At 61.7% G+C, this 16,569-nt stretch carries 16 protein-coding genes; 7 read left to right on the forward strand and 9 right to left on the reverse strand.

Annotated elements, in window-relative coordinates:
• Positions 1 to 280 precede the first annotated feature (280 nt).
• The gene (ileS, locus tag INS80_RS11135; protein ID WP_192965706.1) at positions 281 to 3,202 is read left to right on the forward strand and encodes an isoleucine--tRNA ligase; all 2,922 of its coding nucleotides are present in this window, start codon (positions 281 to 283) and stop codon (positions 3,200 to 3,202) included.
• A 115-nt stretch (positions 3,203 to 3,317) separates the two neighbouring features.
• On the opposite strand, the gene INS80_RS11140 is transcribed toward ileS, so the two are convergent.
• Positions 3,318 to 3,815 carry a hypothetical protein gene (locus INS80_RS11140; protein ID WP_192965707.1) on the reverse strand — a complete coding sequence of 166 codons (498 nt, stop codon included), beginning with the start codon at positions 3,813 to 3,815 and terminating at the stop codon, positions 3,318 to 3,320.
• 212 nt (positions 3,816 to 4,027) lie between these two features.
• On the opposite strand from INS80_RS11140, the gene INS80_RS11145 reads away from it, so the two are divergent.
• Positions 4,028 to 4,507 carry a methylated-DNA--[protein]-cysteine S-methyltransferase gene (locus INS80_RS11145; protein ID WP_226892603.1) on the forward strand — a complete coding sequence of 160 codons (480 nt, stop codon included), beginning with the start codon at positions 4,028 to 4,030 and terminating at the stop codon, positions 4,505 to 4,507.
• Positions 4,508 to 4,539: 32 nt separating this feature from the next.
• Here the strand turns inward: INS80_RS11145 and INS80_RS11150 are convergent, their stop codons facing one another.
• The 3 genes from INS80_RS11150 to INS80_RS11160 form a co-directional block, all read right to left on the reverse strand.
• The gene (locus INS80_RS11150) at positions 4,540 to 5,172 is read right to left on the reverse strand and encodes a hypothetical protein (protein ID WP_192965708.1); all 633 of its coding nucleotides are present in this window, start codon (positions 5,170 to 5,172) and stop codon (positions 4,540 to 4,542) included.
• A gap of 189 nt (positions 5,173 to 5,361) precedes the next feature.
• Positions 5,362 to 6,057 (reverse strand): CDP-alcohol phosphatidyltransferase family protein, encoded by a 696-nt coding sequence (locus INS80_RS11155; RefSeq protein ID WP_192965709.1) that lies wholly within the window; start codon positions 6,055 to 6,057, stop codon positions 5,362 to 5,364.
• A gap of 39 nt (positions 6,058 to 6,096) precedes the next feature.
• Complete coding sequence (locus tag INS80_RS11160; protein WP_192965710.1) at positions 6,097 to 6,303, reverse strand: hypothetical protein; 207 nt, start codon at positions 6,301 to 6,303, stop codon at positions 6,097 to 6,099.
• A gap of 199 nt (positions 6,304 to 6,502) precedes the next feature.
• On the opposite strand from INS80_RS11160, the gene INS80_RS11165 reads away from it, so the two are divergent.
• Positions 6,503 to 7,114 carry a class I SAM-dependent methyltransferase gene (locus INS80_RS11165; RefSeq protein WP_192965711.1) on the forward strand — a complete coding sequence of 204 codons (612 nt, stop codon included), beginning with the start codon at positions 6,503 to 6,505 and terminating at the stop codon, positions 7,112 to 7,114.
• A 28-nt stretch (positions 7,115 to 7,142) separates the two neighbouring features.
• Here INS80_RS11165 and INS80_RS11170 read toward each other — a convergent pair whose 3' ends face one another.
• From INS80_RS11170 to INS80_RS11180, 3 genes are all read right to left on the reverse strand, one after another.
• Positions 7,143 to 8,078, reverse strand: coding sequence for a tyrosine recombinase XerC (locus tag INS80_RS11170; protein WP_192965712.1), 936 nt, complete (start codon positions 8,076 to 8,078; stop codon positions 7,143 to 7,145).
• Positions 8,075 to 8,788 (reverse strand): DUF484 family protein, encoded by a 714-nt coding sequence (locus INS80_RS11175; protein WP_192965714.1) that lies wholly within the window; start codon positions 8,786 to 8,788, stop codon positions 8,075 to 8,077. The genes INS80_RS11170 and INS80_RS11175 overlap by 4 nt, the downstream gene beginning before the upstream one ends.
• A 120-nt stretch (positions 8,789 to 8,908) precedes the next feature.
• Complete coding sequence (locus tag INS80_RS11180; RefSeq protein WP_192965715.1) at positions 8,909 to 9,286, reverse strand: VOC family protein; 378 nt, start codon at positions 9,284 to 9,286, stop codon at positions 8,909 to 8,911.
• A 41-nt stretch (positions 9,287 to 9,327) separates the two neighbouring features.
• Between INS80_RS11180 and INS80_RS11185 the strand changes: the two genes are divergently transcribed.
• Positions 9,328 to 9,861 carry a transcriptional regulator gene (locus tag INS80_RS11185; protein ID WP_192965716.1) on the forward strand — a complete coding sequence of 178 codons (534 nt, stop codon included), beginning with the start codon at positions 9,328 to 9,330 and terminating at the stop codon, positions 9,859 to 9,861.
• Between the two features lie 347 nt (positions 9,862 to 10,208).
• On the opposite strand, the gene fsa is transcribed toward INS80_RS11185, so the two are convergent.
• The gene (gene fsa / locus INS80_RS11190; protein ID WP_192965717.1) at positions 10,209 to 10,862 is read right to left on the reverse strand and encodes a fructose-6-phosphate aldolase; all 654 of its coding nucleotides are present in this window, start codon (positions 10,860 to 10,862) and stop codon (positions 10,209 to 10,211) included.
• Between the two features lie 107 nt (positions 10,863 to 10,969).
• On the opposite strand from fsa, the gene INS80_RS11195 reads away from it, so the two are divergent.
• On the forward strand, positions 10,970 to 13,165 hold the full coding sequence (locus INS80_RS11195) for a primosomal protein N' (RefSeq protein ID WP_192965718.1): 2,196 nt from the start codon (positions 10,970 to 10,972) through the stop codon (positions 13,163 to 13,165).
• 8 nt (positions 13,166 to 13,173) lie between these two features.
• Here INS80_RS11195 and INS80_RS11200 read toward each other — a convergent pair whose 3' ends face one another.
• Complete coding sequence (locus tag INS80_RS11200) at positions 13,174 to 14,235, reverse strand: YeeE/YedE family protein (RefSeq protein WP_192965719.1); 1,062 nt, start codon at positions 14,233 to 14,235, stop codon at positions 13,174 to 13,176.
• A gap of 129 nt (positions 14,236 to 14,364) precedes the next feature.
• Between INS80_RS11200 and INS80_RS11205 the strand changes: the two genes are divergently transcribed.
• Together INS80_RS11205 and INS80_RS11210 are read left to right on the forward strand one after the other, a co-directional pair.
• Complete coding sequence (locus tag INS80_RS11205) at positions 14,365 to 15,600, forward strand: MFS transporter (RefSeq protein WP_192967259.1); 1,236 nt, start codon at positions 14,365 to 14,367, stop codon at positions 15,598 to 15,600.
• A gap of 77 nt (positions 15,601 to 15,677) precedes the next feature.
• Positions 15,678 to 16,550: a 50S ribosomal protein L11 methyltransferase gene (locus tag INS80_RS11210; protein WP_192965720.1), complete on the forward strand. Its 873-nt coding sequence runs from the start codon at positions 15,678 to 15,680 to the stop codon at positions 16,548 to 16,550.
• Positions 16,551 to 16,569: the final 19 nt, after the last annotated feature.

Below are 16,569 nucleotides of genomic sequence, written 5' to 3' on the forward strand. Positions count from 1 at the left end.
ATTATGCCATCGTGAATACATCCATGGGGTGCGCGAGGCAACCTTTCATGCGCCCTGGGAAGCAAACGGGGCCTGTGGCATCGCTCTATCGCTTTACCCTTCCGCGCGACCACCCTATAAGGCGCCCATGTCCCACCGCGCGGCCATCATTATTCGAATTACGAACCCGGCGCTCTGATCCCCTTTGCAGGAAACGCAAGAGCCGCCGGGCAAAGGTGCTTGAGCCATCGCACCGAACCGAATATCCCAAGACCGAACAGCTATTCAAAGGACGCCACCGATGTGCGCCGACACGCCCCAGACCCCCGACTATAAAGACACGCTGAACCTGCCCAAGACCGATTTCCCCATGCGCGCAGGCCTGCCCAAGCGCGAGCCCACATGGCTGGAGCGTTGGGCCAAGATCGGCGTCTATGATCGCCTGCGCGAGAACGCCAAGGGTCGCCAGCCCTTTACCCTGCATGATGGCCCTCCTTATGCGAACGGGCACCTGCACATTGGGCACGCGCTGAACAAGACCATCAAGGACATCATCGTGCGTTCGCACCAGATGATGGGTTTTGATGCGCGCTATGTGCCGGGCTGGGACTGTCACGGTCTGCCGATCGAGTGGAAGATCGAGGAACAGTACCGCAAGAAGGGCAAGAACAAGGATGCGGTGCCGGTCGTGGAATTCCGCCAGGAATGCCGCGCCTTTGCCGATGAATGGGTCGATATCCAGCGCGAAGAGTTCAAGCGTCTGGGTATCACCGGCAATTGGGCCGATCCCTACCTGACAATGGACTACCACGCCGAGGCGGTGATCGCGGGTGAATTCCAGAAATTCCTGATGAACGGAACGCTCTATCAGGGATCGAAACCCGTGATGTGGTCGCCGGTGGAGAAAACTGCCCTGGCCGAGGCCGAGGTGGAATACCACGACAAGGAAAGCTTCACCATCTGGGTGAAGTTCAAGGTGGCTGAGCCTGCCGATCACAAACTGGCAGGCGCCTATGTGGTGATCTGGACCACGACTCCGTGGACCATGCCGTCGAACAAGGCCGTGGTTTACGGCGAGGACATTGCCTACGGCCTTTACGAGGTGACCGGCACGCCGGAGGAATCCTGGGTCAAGGTGGGTGACAAATACGTGCTGGCCGACAACCTGGCAGCAGATGTGATGAAACGCGCGCGGCTGGAGGAAGACCAGTACACCCGCGTGGCCGATGTGCCGGTTTCGGACCTTGCCGGTATCGGTCTGACCCACCCGCTGGCAGGAGCCGAGGGCGGCAACGGCGAATGGGATGACATCCGCGATTTCCGCGCCGCCGATTTTGTGACCGACACCGAAGGCACCGGCTTCGTGCATTGCGCGCCCTCCCACGGGATGGAGGAATTCGAACTCTACCGCGACCTCGGCATGCTGGAGCAGGTTATCACCTACAACGTGATGGATGATGGTTCCTTCCGGGCCGATCTGCCCTTCTTTGGCGGCAAGTATATCCTCAACCGCAAGGGCGGCGAGGGCGATGCCAACAAGGCCGTCATCGACAAACTGGTCGAGGTTGGCGGGCTGATGGCGCGCGGCAAGATCAAGCACAGCTACCCGCACTCCTGGCGCTCCAAGGCGCCGATCATCTACCGCAACACGCCGCAGTGGTTCGTGGCTGTGGATCGCGAGCTGGGCGATGGGCTCGACAATTACGGCAAGACCATCCGTGAACGCGCGCTGACCTCGATCGACCAGCTGGTGAAATGGACACCGCAGACCGGTCGCAACCGTCTTTATTCCATGATCGAAGCGCGCCCCGACTGGGTGCTATCGCGCCAGCGCGCCTGGGGCGTGCCGCTGACCTGCTTCACCAAGAAAGGCGCCCTGCCGACCGATTCCGACTATCTCTTGCGCAATGACGAGGTGAACGCCCGCATCGTTGCCGCATTCGAGGAAAAGGGCGCCGATGTCTGGTACGAGGACGGCTTCAAGGAACAGGTTCTGGGCGGCATCGTCGACCCAGAGGCCTATGAGCAGGTCTTTGACGTGCTGGATGTGTGGTTCGATTCCGGCTCCACCCATGCCTTCGTGCTGCGCGACCGCGCCGATGGCACCGAGGACGGCATCGCCGATGTTTATATGGAAGGCACCGACCAGCACCGCGGCTGGTTCCACTCCTCCCTCTTGGAGGCCTGCGGGACCCTTGGCCGCGCCCCCTATCGCAATGTTGTGACCCACGGCTTTACGCTCGATGAGAAGGGCATGAAGATGTCCAAATCCCTGGGCAACACAATCGTGCCGGAAAAGGTCGTACAGCAGTACGGCGCCGATATCCTGCGCCTCTGGGTGGCCCAGACCGATTATACCGCCGACCAGCGCATCGGCCCGGAAATTCTGAAGGGCACTGCTGACAGCTACCGCCGCCTGCGCAATACCATGCGCTTCATGCTGGGTAGCCTTGGCGATTTCACCGAGGACCAGCGCGTCGCGCCCGCCGATATGCCCGAGCTGGAACAATGGGTGCTGCACCGCCTGGCCGAGCTGGATCATACCGTGCGCCAAGGCTACAAGGCCTTTGATTTCAATGGTGTGTGGCAGGCGATCTTCAACTTCGCCACGGTGGACCTGTCGGCCTTCTACTTCGATATCCGCAAGGATGCGCTTTATTGTGATGGTGATACGCTGAATGCCCGCGCCGCGCGCACTGTGCTCGATATCCTGTTCCACCGGCTGACCACATGGCTCGCGCCGATCCTGGTCTTCACCATGGAAGAGGTCTGGCTGGAACGCTTCCCGGGTGACGACAGTTCCGTGCATCTGGTGGATATCCCTGAAACTCCCGCTGACTGGCTGAACGAACCCCTGGCGGCAAAATGGGCGTCGATCCGTCAGGCCCGCCGGGTGGTGACTTCGGCGCTGGAAATCCAGCGTACCGACAAGGTGATCGGTGCCTCGCTTGAGGCTGCCCCGGTGGTGCATGTGCGCGATGCCGAGGTGCTGGCGGCGCTGAAATCGGTGAATTTCGCCGATATCTGCATCACCTCTGACGTGGTGCTGACCGGTGATCCTGCCCCGGCCGAAGCCTTCCGCATGCCCGAGGTGGATGGCATTTCGGTGGTCTTTGAAAAGGCTGACGGCGAGAAGTGTCAGCGCTGCTGGAAGATTCAGCCCGACGTCGGCAGCCACGCCCATCCGGGCGTCTGCGGCCGTTGCAACACCGCCCTTGGCTAACGCCGGGGCGGACCGCCAGTTGCAGGATCGTCACAAGCCAAAGCGCCGCCGGAACCCATGATGGGTCTCGGCGGCGCTTTTGGTTGGGTGAGTGGTGAGAGAGTGAGTAGCGGTATTATGCGGCTACTGCCTGCTTTGCGGATGAATAGCTCGCCACCGCATTGATGACGCTCATTGGGAGGGGGCCGACGGCACGCCCTGCCAGAAGCGCGACATATTGCTGCCAAAGCGCCTTGGCTGCCGACGAGATTTCGGCCTGTGCGTGCGAGGAGCTATCATGGTCGATCCCGCCGGATGGGCCTGCCTTGCTGTCCCATTCCGGAGCAAGCCCGATCTCCTTTAGCTGTTGATTGTAGGGCTTGGAGGGAGGCTCCTGGGCGACGGGCCCGACTTTCAGCTCTTCCTGCTCCAGACCCACCTCACGTTGGATGCGAAAAGCCATGCCCTCGTCACTGCCAAGCTTTCGCTCGGTTGGTGTGGGGACCTTTTCAGTCTCCTGCACTGCCGTGAGGTGGTAGATCGTGAGGTCTCGCATCATCGGATCGACATGAATCGGGGCGTGTGCTTTGAATGGGTTCTTCCAGACCGTGTTGTGGGTATCCAGTGTCAGCATGTCTCAATCCCGATCTTGTAAACCTGTTCGCGTTCAATCTTCGCAGAGTGTCACTCAGCTTGATTTCAGCCGACCGTGGTGGCCGACACGCTCTAAATAAATAACAAAGTAACCTGCTGCTGTGTCGCGCTCGCATGGGCAGGGCGTTGCGACAGATGGTTACCAAACCTATACCAAAGGGTGTCGGTGGTGTTAAAATGGAGGGGCGGGAGATGGAGATCTTGTCCGAAGCGAGCTTGCAGTCGCCTGTCGGGCTGTTGACGCTCACCGCGTCAGGCGGTGCAATCACGGGCCTTTCTTGGGGCGTAACATCATCTGTCATCGCAGTCCCATCAGAGCCTGACGGAATACTGGCTGAGGCGTTGCAACAGCTCTCGGCCTACTTTGACGGTCGCTTACGGGTCTTTGATCTGCCGCTGCACGTGGCTGGATCGGACTATCAAAGGGCTGTCTGTGCTGAAATGTCAGCGATCCCGTTTGGCCGGACACGCACCTACGGCGAGCTGGCCCGGCGAATTGGCAGCTCGGCCCAGGCCGTTGGCAATGCCTGCGGCGCCAATCCCATTCCGATCCTCATTCCTTGCCATCGGGTTCTTGGCAGTTCGGATCTTGGGGGCTTCTCAGGGCGCGGCGGCGTCGAAACGAAGGTAACCCTGCTGCGCCATGAAGGCGCGGCAGGGCTGCTTATCTGAAATCTCCGATGTGGAGCTGTGCTTTGAGACGATCAGGAGAAAAGCGCCTGCATCTTTTCATACTCTGACATCGCGCCGGATGCAGTGGTCGCGGTTGTTCCAAGCGTGTTGTTCATGACGACGCTTTCCATGTCAGCGCCGCTGGATTCCGGTGCGGCGGGCCCGCTGCCTTCGGCGACCGCGTCTTCCAACAGTTCGACAGCGGTTTCATCGTCGCTGTCATCAAGGTTGGAAACCGAAAGTGAAATCTCTGCGGCATCGTCCATTTCGAACTTGACCTCTATGCCGCCATGTTCGCCGCTTTCGAATTCGATCTTGATCTCACCGAAATTGGTCTCGGCCTTGATTTCGACGCTGAGCCCGTCGTCATCGCGAGCCACTTCGATCTTGAATTCCCCTGCGGCATTTTCGATCTTGATCGAGATTTCGCCAAAGCTGCCGCTGAGCAGCGCATCTACCTTTGCCGGTTCCTGCAGGTCGGTGGGTGCCTCTACGGGAGGCTGTACGGTTTCAGCCGCTGCAGCCTGCTTCGCGCGCCAGCCCCAGGCCTTGGCATGATCTGGAGGACCGGGTTGCGGCGTTTGTTCTGGCAGTTCGGACCGTTGCGCTGACATTGTCGAAAACAGCGCGGTCGAAAGGCCGCCTAGGGCAGAAATCGAAGGCATGAAAGTGTCTCCTGAATGGTCGCAGCGCGACAGTGGTGAGAGAGATGGACGTCCACTCTGACATTCAGGCTTTAAGCGCGGCTTACCCCCGTGCCGCAAAGTGCTTGGCATTTGATGCGGCTTTGTGGAGGATTTGCAACCTCTTGCCATGCCTTGGTTTTTGCTCTGCTGATCTAATGATCCCGCGTCTTAGGTACGCTTTGGAGGGAAGACCTGCTGCACGATTCCCACGAACAGAAGATAAAGCGACGTTACTACAAGCCCCCAATGCGCCCAGCTTTCGGGATGAAAGTCGATCCAGGCTGCATAGCCGGCCAGCGCCGTCCAGATCAGCGCGATCGGCAGGGAAATGCTACGCCATCGCTGGGTGCGAACCGGGTGAATGAACTTCAGCGGCAGGAACATGGCAATGGCCAACAGCGTAACAAGCGCCAGACTGGTCCAATGGCTTGGCTGCAGGGCGAAGATTACCAGCACCAGCATGTTCCAGCACCCGGGAAACCCAGAAAAGGAGTTGTCCTTTGTCTTCATCCGCGTATCGGCGAAATACATCGCGCTGGCAAAGGTGATGACGATGATCGCGAACCAGCCAGTCCAACCTGCCATCAGCCCTGATTGGAACAGGGCAAAGGCCGGGATGAAAACATAGGTCAGGTAGTCGATGATCAGATCCAAAAGCACCCCGTCAAATTGGGGCGCATAGCGTTTGACGTGATAGTGACGCGCCAGCGGACCATCCACGCCGTCCACGGCAAAGGCGACCACCAGCCAAAGGAACATGAGGCTCCATTCTGCATTTGCCGCGGCCAGCATGGCCAGCATGGCAAAAACGGCTCCGGTTGCAGTCAGAAGGTGGACAAGAATGGCGCGGATCTGAGGTTTCATCCGCACGTGATGGCGAATTTGGGCAGAACCCGCAAGGGTTCAGTGCAGGGTTTTCTTCCCCTCCGGCGTGTTCGATCCCAAGATGTCCAAAGGAGACGGGCCAAAGATCAGCTGCATCTCTTCTCCCATCACACCCGGTGTCGGCCAGATCGTTTTCGGAGCCGAGCGGGGGCAGCGAATGCGCGAGACGGGATGCGCCGGGGCTGCAGGGGCTTGGTTAAGAAACAGGGACGGATCGTGAAACATGCGGGCATCCTTTCTGGAGCGGTTTGCTCATAGAAAGACCCGGCGTGGTTAAGGGCGTGTTACGCTTCGGTTTTGAAATGTCTTGGATTTTAATCATCCTCGGTGGCCGGTAGTGCCTATTCACATTCTGCCAGGCGAATGTATGCTGTCGTGGCGGTCAAACTCCAGACCGTGGGCTACCGGCGCAAGGGGACAAACCATGACGCAGCGAGACGCACACTGGAACGCCGTATACGAGACAAAGGATCCCAGCAAAGTTAGCTGGTATCAGCCGCGCCCGGATACATCCCTTAGGGCGATTGCCCTGACTGGAGCCGAGAACCAACCCCTGATTGACGTGGGCGGCGGCGCGTCAGATCTGGCAAAGGTCTTGTTGGAGCGCGGTTGGAAAGACCTCACGGTTCTGGACATTTCGGAAGCCGCCCATGCCGTTGCCGCAGAGAGACTGGGCAGGCAGTCGACACAGGTCACGCGAATCGTTGCGAATATCACCGATTGGACGCCGCCGCGCCGATATGCCGTCTGGCATGATCGTGCGGTGTTCCACTTCCTGATCGATGCGGCGGACCGGGCGGCCTATGTCGCTGCACTGAACGCGGGTGTGGAGAGTGGCGGCTACGCGATCCTGGCCACCTTTGCGCCGGATGGCCCTGACAAATGCAGTGGTCTGCCCGTGCGCAGATATTCCTGCGAACAGCTGGCAGTCGAGATGGGTCCCGGGTTTGAGTTGCGACACCACTGGCAAGAGATGCACAAGACGCCCGGCGGCGCAGAGCAGTCCTTTACCTGGGCGGTATTTCAACGTCTCTGAGCAGTAGCACTTTCGGTCTCGTAAGAGGTCACGCTTTTGGATGCGCCCGGTTGTAGACCTCCATGAGATGCGCTGTGTCCACGGCGGTATAGGCTTGGGTGGTCGACAGGGAGGCATGGCCCAAAAGCTCCTGGATGGCTCGCAGGTCGCCGCCGGCCTCCAGTAGGTGGGTTGCGAAACTGTGTCGGAGCGCATGTGGCGTGGCCGTAGCGGGCAGCCCCAGCTGCGCGCGCGCCTGCGCCATCACCTTTTGCACCAGCCTTGGATTAAGGGCGCCGCCACGGGCCCCGCGAAACAGGGGTGATGCGGCCTCCCGCGGGTGCGGGCAGAGGCGCAGGTAACGATCGACAGCATCGCGCGCGGCAGCGATCACCGGTACCACGCGCTCTTTGCCGCCCTTGCCGGTAATGCGCAACACCGGCGGCAGGGGTGCATCCGATCCGGTCAGACCCAGCGCCTCTGAGATGCGCAAACCGCAGCCATACAGAAGGGTGACAACGGCCACATCGCGCGCAGCGATCCAATCGGTTGTCGATTGCAGCTCGACCGTCTCGATCACCGCGCGCGCAGCGTCCTCGGCGAGGGGGCGAGGCAGTTTCTTTTGGAACTTCGGAGAACGAGTGGCCAGAACGGCCGTTGGTTCGAACCCTTCACGGGCGGCCAGCCAGCGGTAGAAGGTTTTGACAGAACTGAGTTTGCGGGCCAGTGACCGTGATCCGGTGCCGGTGCCGCGCTCAGAGGCCATCCAGGCGCGCATGTCCGCGGTGGAAATCTGCGCCAGCGCACCGAGGCCCTGCGGCGCGCCGTGATGGTTCGTCATGAACGCCAGAAATCCGCTGACGTCGGTTCGGTAGGCGTTGACCGTATTGTCAGCCGCGCCGCCCAGAGCGCTGAGGCTCTCCAGCCAGGTCTGTAGCGCGTCCCGGCAGGCCGCTGAGATCATGGCCTGAGAGATCAGGCTCATGCCAGCCAGCGGCGCATCGTCCGTTCAAAGACGCCGGCAAAAAAGGCCAGAAGATCGGTTCCGTGCTGGGGCGAGAACTGATGCGGGTCTTCGGAGCCAAGCACAAGCATGCCCGGCAGGCGTCCCTCTCCCAGATCGAGACGCAAACAGGCCTCTGAGCGGATCCACTCGGCCTTAGTGCCATAAATGCGGGCGCTGCCGCTCTGGATCTGCCGCAGGCTGACCTGATGGTCCGTGCCGCCCCGGCTGCCCACGGCCGCAAATTCTGCAACAAAACCGGGCGCCACTGTCTTGAGCACATCACCAATGCGTTCGGCGGCGGCAGAGCCGTCTTCTTGCCGGGTTTCCAGCACCAGTGCCAGAGCATCGACGCGCAGGATGCCTGCCATTTCGCTGTCGAGACTTGCCAGGAAGCCGGGGAAATCATCCGGGTCCATAAGGCGCAGGATGGCGCGGTGGATCTGGTTGGTTCCGGCCAGATTTTCGTAAGCAGCCGCGATGACCGAACGATGGGTGTCCTCCAGGCGGTCCAGCCGCGCTTCGAGCCGCTCCATGGCGATGCCGCGCAAGTCCACGATGTTTGAGCCCATTGCGCGCTCGTTCGCGGCCACCAACGCGTTCATGACGTCCGGGTCGTCCAGAACCATGTCGGGCTTTTCGATGATCTTCTTGCGAAGGGTATCAGGTGTTTCGGCGGGGATGCTGCTCATCGTGCTTTGGAACCTCTGTGCGGGTTTTGAGGCTTTCTAGCACATGTGGGGGGGCAGTCTCTAGTTTTTCCTGCGCAACTGCCCCCATACGGGCCGTTCTTTGCCAAGCCTGCCCGCGAGTCAGGCCGCCGGGGCCAGGTCCTGGGCCAGCATGATCGCATTGTTGTCGGGATCATAGCAGGTCGCGAGTTTGACCATGCCTTCGATGGTTTCGCTTGGCCCGTCAAAGGCCACTCCGGCCTGCTCAAGGGCGGTGCGGGCGCTGTCGAGGTCTGTTACGCCAAAGACCGGGATCGCATTGCCGGGGGTAGGGGTAGACTGCTCGCCCAAGCCCAGCACCACATTGTCGGTCTTGGTCTGCATCTCGGTCCAGCCAGCGTCGTCCAGGTGAAAGCGCAGCTCAAACCCCAGTTTTTCCGAATACCATTTTGCGCTTGCATGCCGGTCCGTGACCGAAAGCGCGATGGTGAGGGCGTTTGTCAGGTCAACCAGTGCCATTGAGACTATTCCTTTTTCAAAAAGTAATGTAACTATACTTTATGGACATTGATGATCTTGTCAAGTTGACGACGCGAGCTTGGGCGCTCGACATTCTGGCGGCGATGCATCACGGTGTTGCGGGGCGGCAGGCGCCCTTGCTTGCGGCCATTGGGGCTGGGCGGACAGCCTTTGGGGCCAGTCTTGCCCATCTGATCGATCTCGGGTTCCTGATGCGCAACCCCGGCCACGGGCATCCTCTGCGCCCCGAGTTCAGGCTGACCGGAAAAGGAGCGGTCGCGGCGGAGGTTGCAGCGCATGTTCTGGATCAGGTGCAGGAGGATCCCGCACGCGCTTTGCTACGCAAACGCTGGACCTTGCCCATATTGGCGCAGTCCACACGCCCGGTGCGGTTTTCCAGTTTGCGGGCGGGGCTGGCCCCGGTCACGGATCGCGCCTTGTCGATGTCTTTGCTGGATGTCGAGGATCAAGGCTGGATCCGGCGGGAGATCGACCTTTCTGCCCGCAGACCTTTCCCTGTCTATTCGGCGGTCGGGGACGGGTTGAAGCTTGGTGAGGCGGTTCTTGCCCGATGACGCGTCTGGTTGGTTGCCGGACGCTGGCCGGAACGCCCATGCCGGTGGGGCTCCCGCCCGCTGCGGGACAGTCGGGGACTGGCCCTTGCCGGTTGGGCCGGGCGCCGGGCTGACGCCCGGCGGGGCGGTCCTTGCGGACCTTTTGCTGTTTGCTGAGAAGCGTTTGAGGGGGCAGTGTGCCCCCTCAAAGCGCCATGCCCACTGTGTTTGAAGAGGCCGCGTCAAGGGTGGATCGCGCGATGCGCGACCGCTGTCGCGGCCCTTGACCCGGCATTCCGGGCCTTGCGGCATGAAAAAGGCGCCCCGAAAAAGAGCGCCTTTCGAAACCGGGTAGATTGCCGGAGAGGTTACAGGATCTTGATGCCTGCCGCCTTGATGTCGGCGAGGAAGGCATCGAGCCCCTTGTCGGTCAGCGGGTGGTTCACCATGGATTTGATCACGGCGGGCGGTGCGGTGATCACATCGGCGCCGATGCGCGCCGAGTCCAGAACGTGGTTCACGGTGCGGATCGAGGCGGCGAGGATCTCGGTCTCGAAGCCGTAGTTGTCGTAGATGGTGCGGATGTCCTCGATCAGCTCCATGCCGTCGAGGTTGATGTCATCGAGCCGCCCGATGAAGGGAGAGATGAAGGTCGCGCCCGCCTTGGCCGCCAGAAGCGCCTGGTTGGCCGAAAAGCACAGCGTCACGTTGACCATATGGCCATCGTCCGAAAGGGTCTTGCAGGCCTTCAGGCCATCCCAGGTCAGAGGCACCTTGACGGCTATGTTTTCCGCGATCTCCACCAGCTTGCGCCCTTCCTTGATCATGGTGTCGGCGTCGGTCGCGGTCACTTCGGCGGACACGGGGCCATCGACCAGATCGCAGATCTCCTTGGTGACTTCGATGATGTCGCGACCTGACTTCTTGATCAGCGAGGGGTTGGTGGTGACGCCATCCACCATGCCAAGGTCGTTGAGTTCGGCAATGGCATCGATTTCGGCGGTATCTACGAAGAATTTCATCTGACGTAATCCTTTGGCGTGGGTTGGCCTTGTTTAAGCTAGCCTTTACCTCATGAGGGAGGCATTAAAAAGCCCCGGCGCGGTGCTGGGTCGGAAGGTAGGCAGCGGTGAGCGGACAGGAGTACTTCGAGGCAGGGGAGCGGGTGGCGGTGCTGACCACGCAACCGCTTGATCGGCTTCTGGATTACCGCGCGCCCGAGGGCGGCTGTTTCCTGGGCGCCTATGTGGAGGTGCCGCTTGGACCGCGCAAGGTGCTGGGCGTGGTTTGGGGGCCTGGAGCGGGGGATTTTGATTCGTCCAAATTGCGCAGTGTCACTCGTGTGCTGGATGTTGCGCCGATGCGCAGCGAAATGCGCGCTTTCCTTGGCAAAGCGGCTGACTACACGCTGACGCCGATGCCTGCGATGCTAAGGCTGGCGAGCCGCGCGCCGGGCCTGTCTGATCCGCCCTCGATGCGCAAGATCCTGCGGCGGGGGGATCAGGACCCCGACCGGATGACCGATGCGCGTGCGCGGGTGCTGGACACGATCGAGGAATACGGCGGGCTCGCTTTTACGCCAAAAGAATTGGCCGATATGGCGGGTGTCACCCCGTCGGTTGTGAAGGGGCTGGTGAAACAGGGCGCCTTGCGGGAGGAGGAAACGCCGCGCGATCTGCCCTATCCGCATCTGGACCCCAATCTGCCGGGCAAGGAATTGACTGACGATCAGGCGGTTGCTGCGGCGGCGTTGGAGGAGGGCGTCAAAAGCGGCACCTATGGCACCACGCTGCTGATGGGCGTCACCGGATCGGGCAAGACCGAGGTGTATCTTGAGGCCGTGGCGGCTGCTTTGCGCGCCCGGCGGCAGGCGCTGGTGCTTTTGCCGGAAATCGCGCTGACGGCGGAGTTTCTGAAACGGGTCGAGGCGCGGTTCGGCGCCACCCCGGCAGAGTGGCATTCGGGCGCGACCATGACCGAACGGCGCCGCGTCTGGCGCATGGTCGGGCAGGGCAAGGCGCAACTGGTGATCGGCGCGCGCTCTGCCCTGTTCCTGCCGTTTCGCGATCTGGGTCTGATCATCGTCGATGAGGAACACGACACTTCCTACAAGCAGGAGGATGGCGTCCTGTACAACGCCCGCGACATGGCGGTTCTGCGGGCGGCCATGTGCTCGGCGCAGGTGGTGCTGGCCTCGGCCACGCCCAGCCTTGAGACCTGGGCCAATGCCGAAGCGGGCAAATACAAGCGGCTGGATCTGACCTCGCGGTTTGGGGAGTCGGTTCTGCCCACCATGCGCGCGGTGGATATGCGGGCCGAAGACCTGCTGCCCTCGACCTGGATCTCTCCGACGCTGAAATTCGCCATGAAGGCGCGGCTTGAGCGCGGCGAGCAGTCGCTTCTATTCCTCAACCGCCGTGGCTTTGCGCCGGTGACGATCTGCCGGGCCTGCGGGGCGCAGGTGGCCTGCGATCACTGCGACAGTCGCATGGTGGAGCATCGCTTCCTGAAACGGCTGATGTGCCACCAGTGCGGTGAGACAAAACCCGTGCCCGAGGTTTGCCCGTCCTGTCAGGTCGAGGGCAAGATGGCTCCGGTCGGCCCCGGCATCGAGCGGCTGGGAGAGGAGGCGGCGGCACTGTTTCCCGAGGCGCGCATCGCGGTTTTGAGCTCGGATCTGTTCGGCTCGGCCCGCGCCCTGAAACAGCGGATCGAAGAGATTGCGGCTGGGGAGGCGGATATCATCCTTGGTACGCAGCTGGTGGCCAAGGGGCACAACTTTCCGCTGCTGACCCTGGTGGGGGTGATCGATGCGGATCTGGGCCTGCAAGGGTCGGACCTGCGCGCGGCTGAGCGGACATTCCAGTTGATGCGGCAAGTCGCCGGGCGGGCGGGACGTGCGGAAAAACCGGGTGAGGCCTTGCTGCAGACCTTTCAGCCGGAACACCCAGTGATCCGCGCGATCCTGTCGGGGGATGAGGAAGCCTTCTGGAAGGCAGAGGCCGCCGAGCGGCAGGCCGCCGGGGTGCCGCCCTTCGGCCGCATGGCAGGGATTATCCTGTCCGGGGCGGATCTGGCGCAGGTCTTTGAGCTGGGCGAGACATTGGCGCGCAGCGACGGTGCGTTGCGCCAGATCGGCGCGCAGCTGTTCGGACCGGCGCCCGCGCCCATCGCCCGCATTCGGGGGCGCCACCGGGTGCGAATGCTGGTGAAGGCCGCCAAGGGTGCGCCGCTGCAAGAGGCAATCGCCCGCTGGATCGCGCCGGTGCGGCTCAAAGGTGATCTGCGGCTCAGCGTTGATATCGACCCGCAGAGTTTCTTCTGAAGGCCGCGTCAGGCCAATGCGCGTTCGGCGCGTTGATCGACCAGCAGGTCGGTGACCATCGCGCCGATCCACATGCAGAACAGGGCCAGCCAGGCGGTTCCGGCAAAGATGGACCCGCCGGTGACACCGGCGCCGATGGCGCAGCCGCCTGCCAGCATGCCGCCGAACCCCATCAGGGCGGCTCCGATCATGGCCTTGCGCATGGTAACGGGACCGTCAAAGGCCTGGATCTTCATCTCTCCGGCAAAGGCGGCGGCGATCATCGCGCCGATAAAGACACCGGGGACAAGGCCGACATCGAATTCCAGGATGGCGTTGCGGTCGAGGAAGAACATCAGCGTATGAGCCGAAGGGCCGGTGAAGGTGGCGCTTTCGATCTGCACCGGGTCAAAGGCCACGAGGCTGAGTCCATAGGTCAGCACCCAGCCCATGGCGACGGCAAAGCCGACCCCCGAGGCAAAGATCAGCCGCGCCGCGCCAATGCGGTTCCTGCGCGAGAGCCACAGGGCGAGCACTGCAATCGCAAGGCCCATGGCGAGCCCTCCCCAATCGGGCAGACCCACGGTGGCCAGCAGATCCATGTTGCGCCCGCCCGAAGTGACCCAGAGGGCAGCCAGCTTGTCGCGCAGAGGAGACAAAACGCCCGCAAGGCTCATCTGCGCGACCACGGCAAAGATCAGCCCCGAGACGACCGAGCGCAGGTTCCCTGTGGCGGCCAGCACCAGAAGCCGCCCCGAACATCCTCGCGCCAGCACCATGCCCGCGCCGAACAGCAAGCCGCCGATCACCGCGCCAGACCAACTGCCGGGGACCGCCATCATGCGCGCATCGGCTGCATTCATCAGCCCCAGAAGCTGCGCGGCCTGCACCCAGACCACGGCGGTGGAAAAGGTCAGGAGCCAGACCGCCACCTTGTCCTCCATCCGCCCGCGGGCGAATTCAACGGTGGCCGCGCGCAGGCAAAACCGCGAGCGCTGGGCAGCGACGCCAAAGGTCAGCCCGGTGGCAAGGCCAAAGAGGGCGGCCGTAGGGGCTTCTCCGATACGTTCAACGAGTGAAACCAGATCCATTGCGCACCTCCTGAAACATGCAAGCATCCTAATATGTGCGTCCGATCCAGCGCGCATTGATGCAGATCAGATGTGCGCGGGCTGTTTTATCCTCGCCTGCGCGCGAAAAGAGGCGTAATGGCTGGTCTCATGTTCAAGCCGATCCCGATAGAAACCGCGCGCCATCTGCCGCGCTGGCGCCGCCCGACCACGCTGCTGTTCGTGATGGCCCTTTGTATGCCGATTGCCTTCAACGCATGGAATGCGCTTCTGAACAACTTCGTTATCGAGGTTGCGGATTTTGATGGCGCCGATATCGGGCTTTTGCACACCGTGCGTGAAATCCCAGGTTTTCTGGCTGTCGGGGTGATTGCTGTCATCATGCTGATGCGTGAACAGGTCCTCGGACTTGTCTCCCTGATGCTGTTGGGGGCGGCGACGGCGATGACGGCCTGGTATCCCTCCTTGGGCGGCATTCTGACGATCACCATGCTGTCCTCTATCGGGTTTCACTATTACGAGACGGTGAACCAGTCGTTGCAGCTGCAATGGCTTCCCAAAGACCGCGCGCCACAGATGCTGGGCTGGCTTCTGGCGGCGGGGTCAGCCGCCACACTGGTGGTCTACGGGCTGATCGTACTTTTGTGGGAGCCTTTGAACCTCAGCTATAACGTGGTGTTCATGACCGCAGGCGGGGTGACGACGCTGCTCGCCTTTACCTGCCTCATGGTCTATCCGCAGTTCGAGGCCCCACATCCGCAGGTCAAGAAGCTGATCCTGCGGCGTCGCTACTGGCTTTACTACGCGTTACAGTTCATGTCCGGCGCGCGGCGGCAGATTTTCGTGGTCTTTGCCGGTTTCATGATGGTCGAGAAGTTCGGCTTTGACGTGCACGAAGTGACAGCACTGTTTCTGATTAACCTGGTGATCAATATGGCAGCCGCCCCCTTGTTGGGGCGGTTTGTATCGATCTTTGGGGAGCGGCGCACTCTGATCTTTGAATATGCGGGGCTTGCCATCGTCTTTGCGCTTTATGGTGGGCTTTATTGGTTCGGCTGGGGCGTGTTGCTGGCAGCCATCCTTTATGTGGTGGATCACGTGCTGTTTGCGCTGGCGTTGGCGCTCAAGACCTATTTCCAGAAGATCGCGGACCCGGGAGATATCGCGCCTACCGCTGCTGTGGCGTTTACCATCAATCATATTGCCGCAGTCTTCCTACCAGTGCTTCTGGGCATGCTTTGGGTGATCTCGCCCGGTGCGGTCTTTGGTCTGGCGGCGGGCATGGCGCTGGTGTCGCTAGCGCTGGCCTGCCTGATCCCGCGCCATCCGGAGCCGGGCAACGAGACGGTGTTCTCCAAATACCTGCCTGCAGCCCCGGCAGAGTAAGGCCGTCATCCGCGCTAACGCTTGACGCCGCGCCCCGCGCGGCCTAGGCGCAGGGCAGCAACCGCTGGAGAGACCCCATGCCCACCTATACCGCCCTGACGACCCTGACCGGAAAAGCCAAAGCCGAGGCGCTGGGCGAGGCGATGGAGCGACTGACGCCCGAACCCACCGGTGTCGGTGTTTTCGAGGTCGAGGATGGATCGGGCCTCTGGGAGGTCGGCGGTTACTTCACCGAGGCCCCGGACGAGGCAGGTCTCGCTCTCCTTGCGACGATGCACGAGGCCAAGCCCTTTGCCGTTTCCGAGCTGCCGGAAACCGATTGGGTCGCCCATGTGCGCCGCGAACTTGCTCCGGTTGAGGCCGGGCGGTTCTTTGTCTACGGCAGCCATGATGCGGACAAACTGCCCAAGGGCAAGATCCCGCTGCTGATCGAGGCGGCCATGGCCTTTGGCACCGGGCACCACGGCACCACGCTGGGTTGCCTCAAGGCGCTGGATCATCTGATTGACACAGGCTTTACCGGCACCAAGGTTGCCGACATCGGCTGCGGCACTGCAGTTCTGGCAATGGCGGCGGCGCGGGTCTGGGACGGGCAGTTTATGGCCAGCGACATCGACGAGGTCGCCGTCGAGGTGGCCGAAGCCAACCTCAAAGCCAATGATATGGCGGGGCAGGTGACCTGCCTTGAGGCCGCCGGTTTCGATCACGCGGACCTGAAGGCAGCCGCGCCTTATGATCTGATCTTTGCCAATATCCTCAAAGGGCCGCTCGTTGCCCTGTCGCCAGACATAGCGGCAAACCTGCGCGCGGGTGGCTATGCGATCCTTTCTGGCATCCTCAATGATCAGGCCGACAACGTGATCTCGGTTTACGATGAAAACGGGCTGAAGCTTCAACGCCGTGACGAAATCGGCGAATGGACCACGCTGCTGCTTAAGAAGGGCGGTTGATTTAGCCAATTTTGGTACG

The sequence above is a fragment of the Phycobacter azelaicus genome (assembly GCF_014884385.1).
Taxonomy (GTDB): Bacteria; Pseudomonadota; Alphaproteobacteria; order Rhodobacterales; family Rhodobacteraceae; genus Phycobacter; species Phycobacter azelaicus.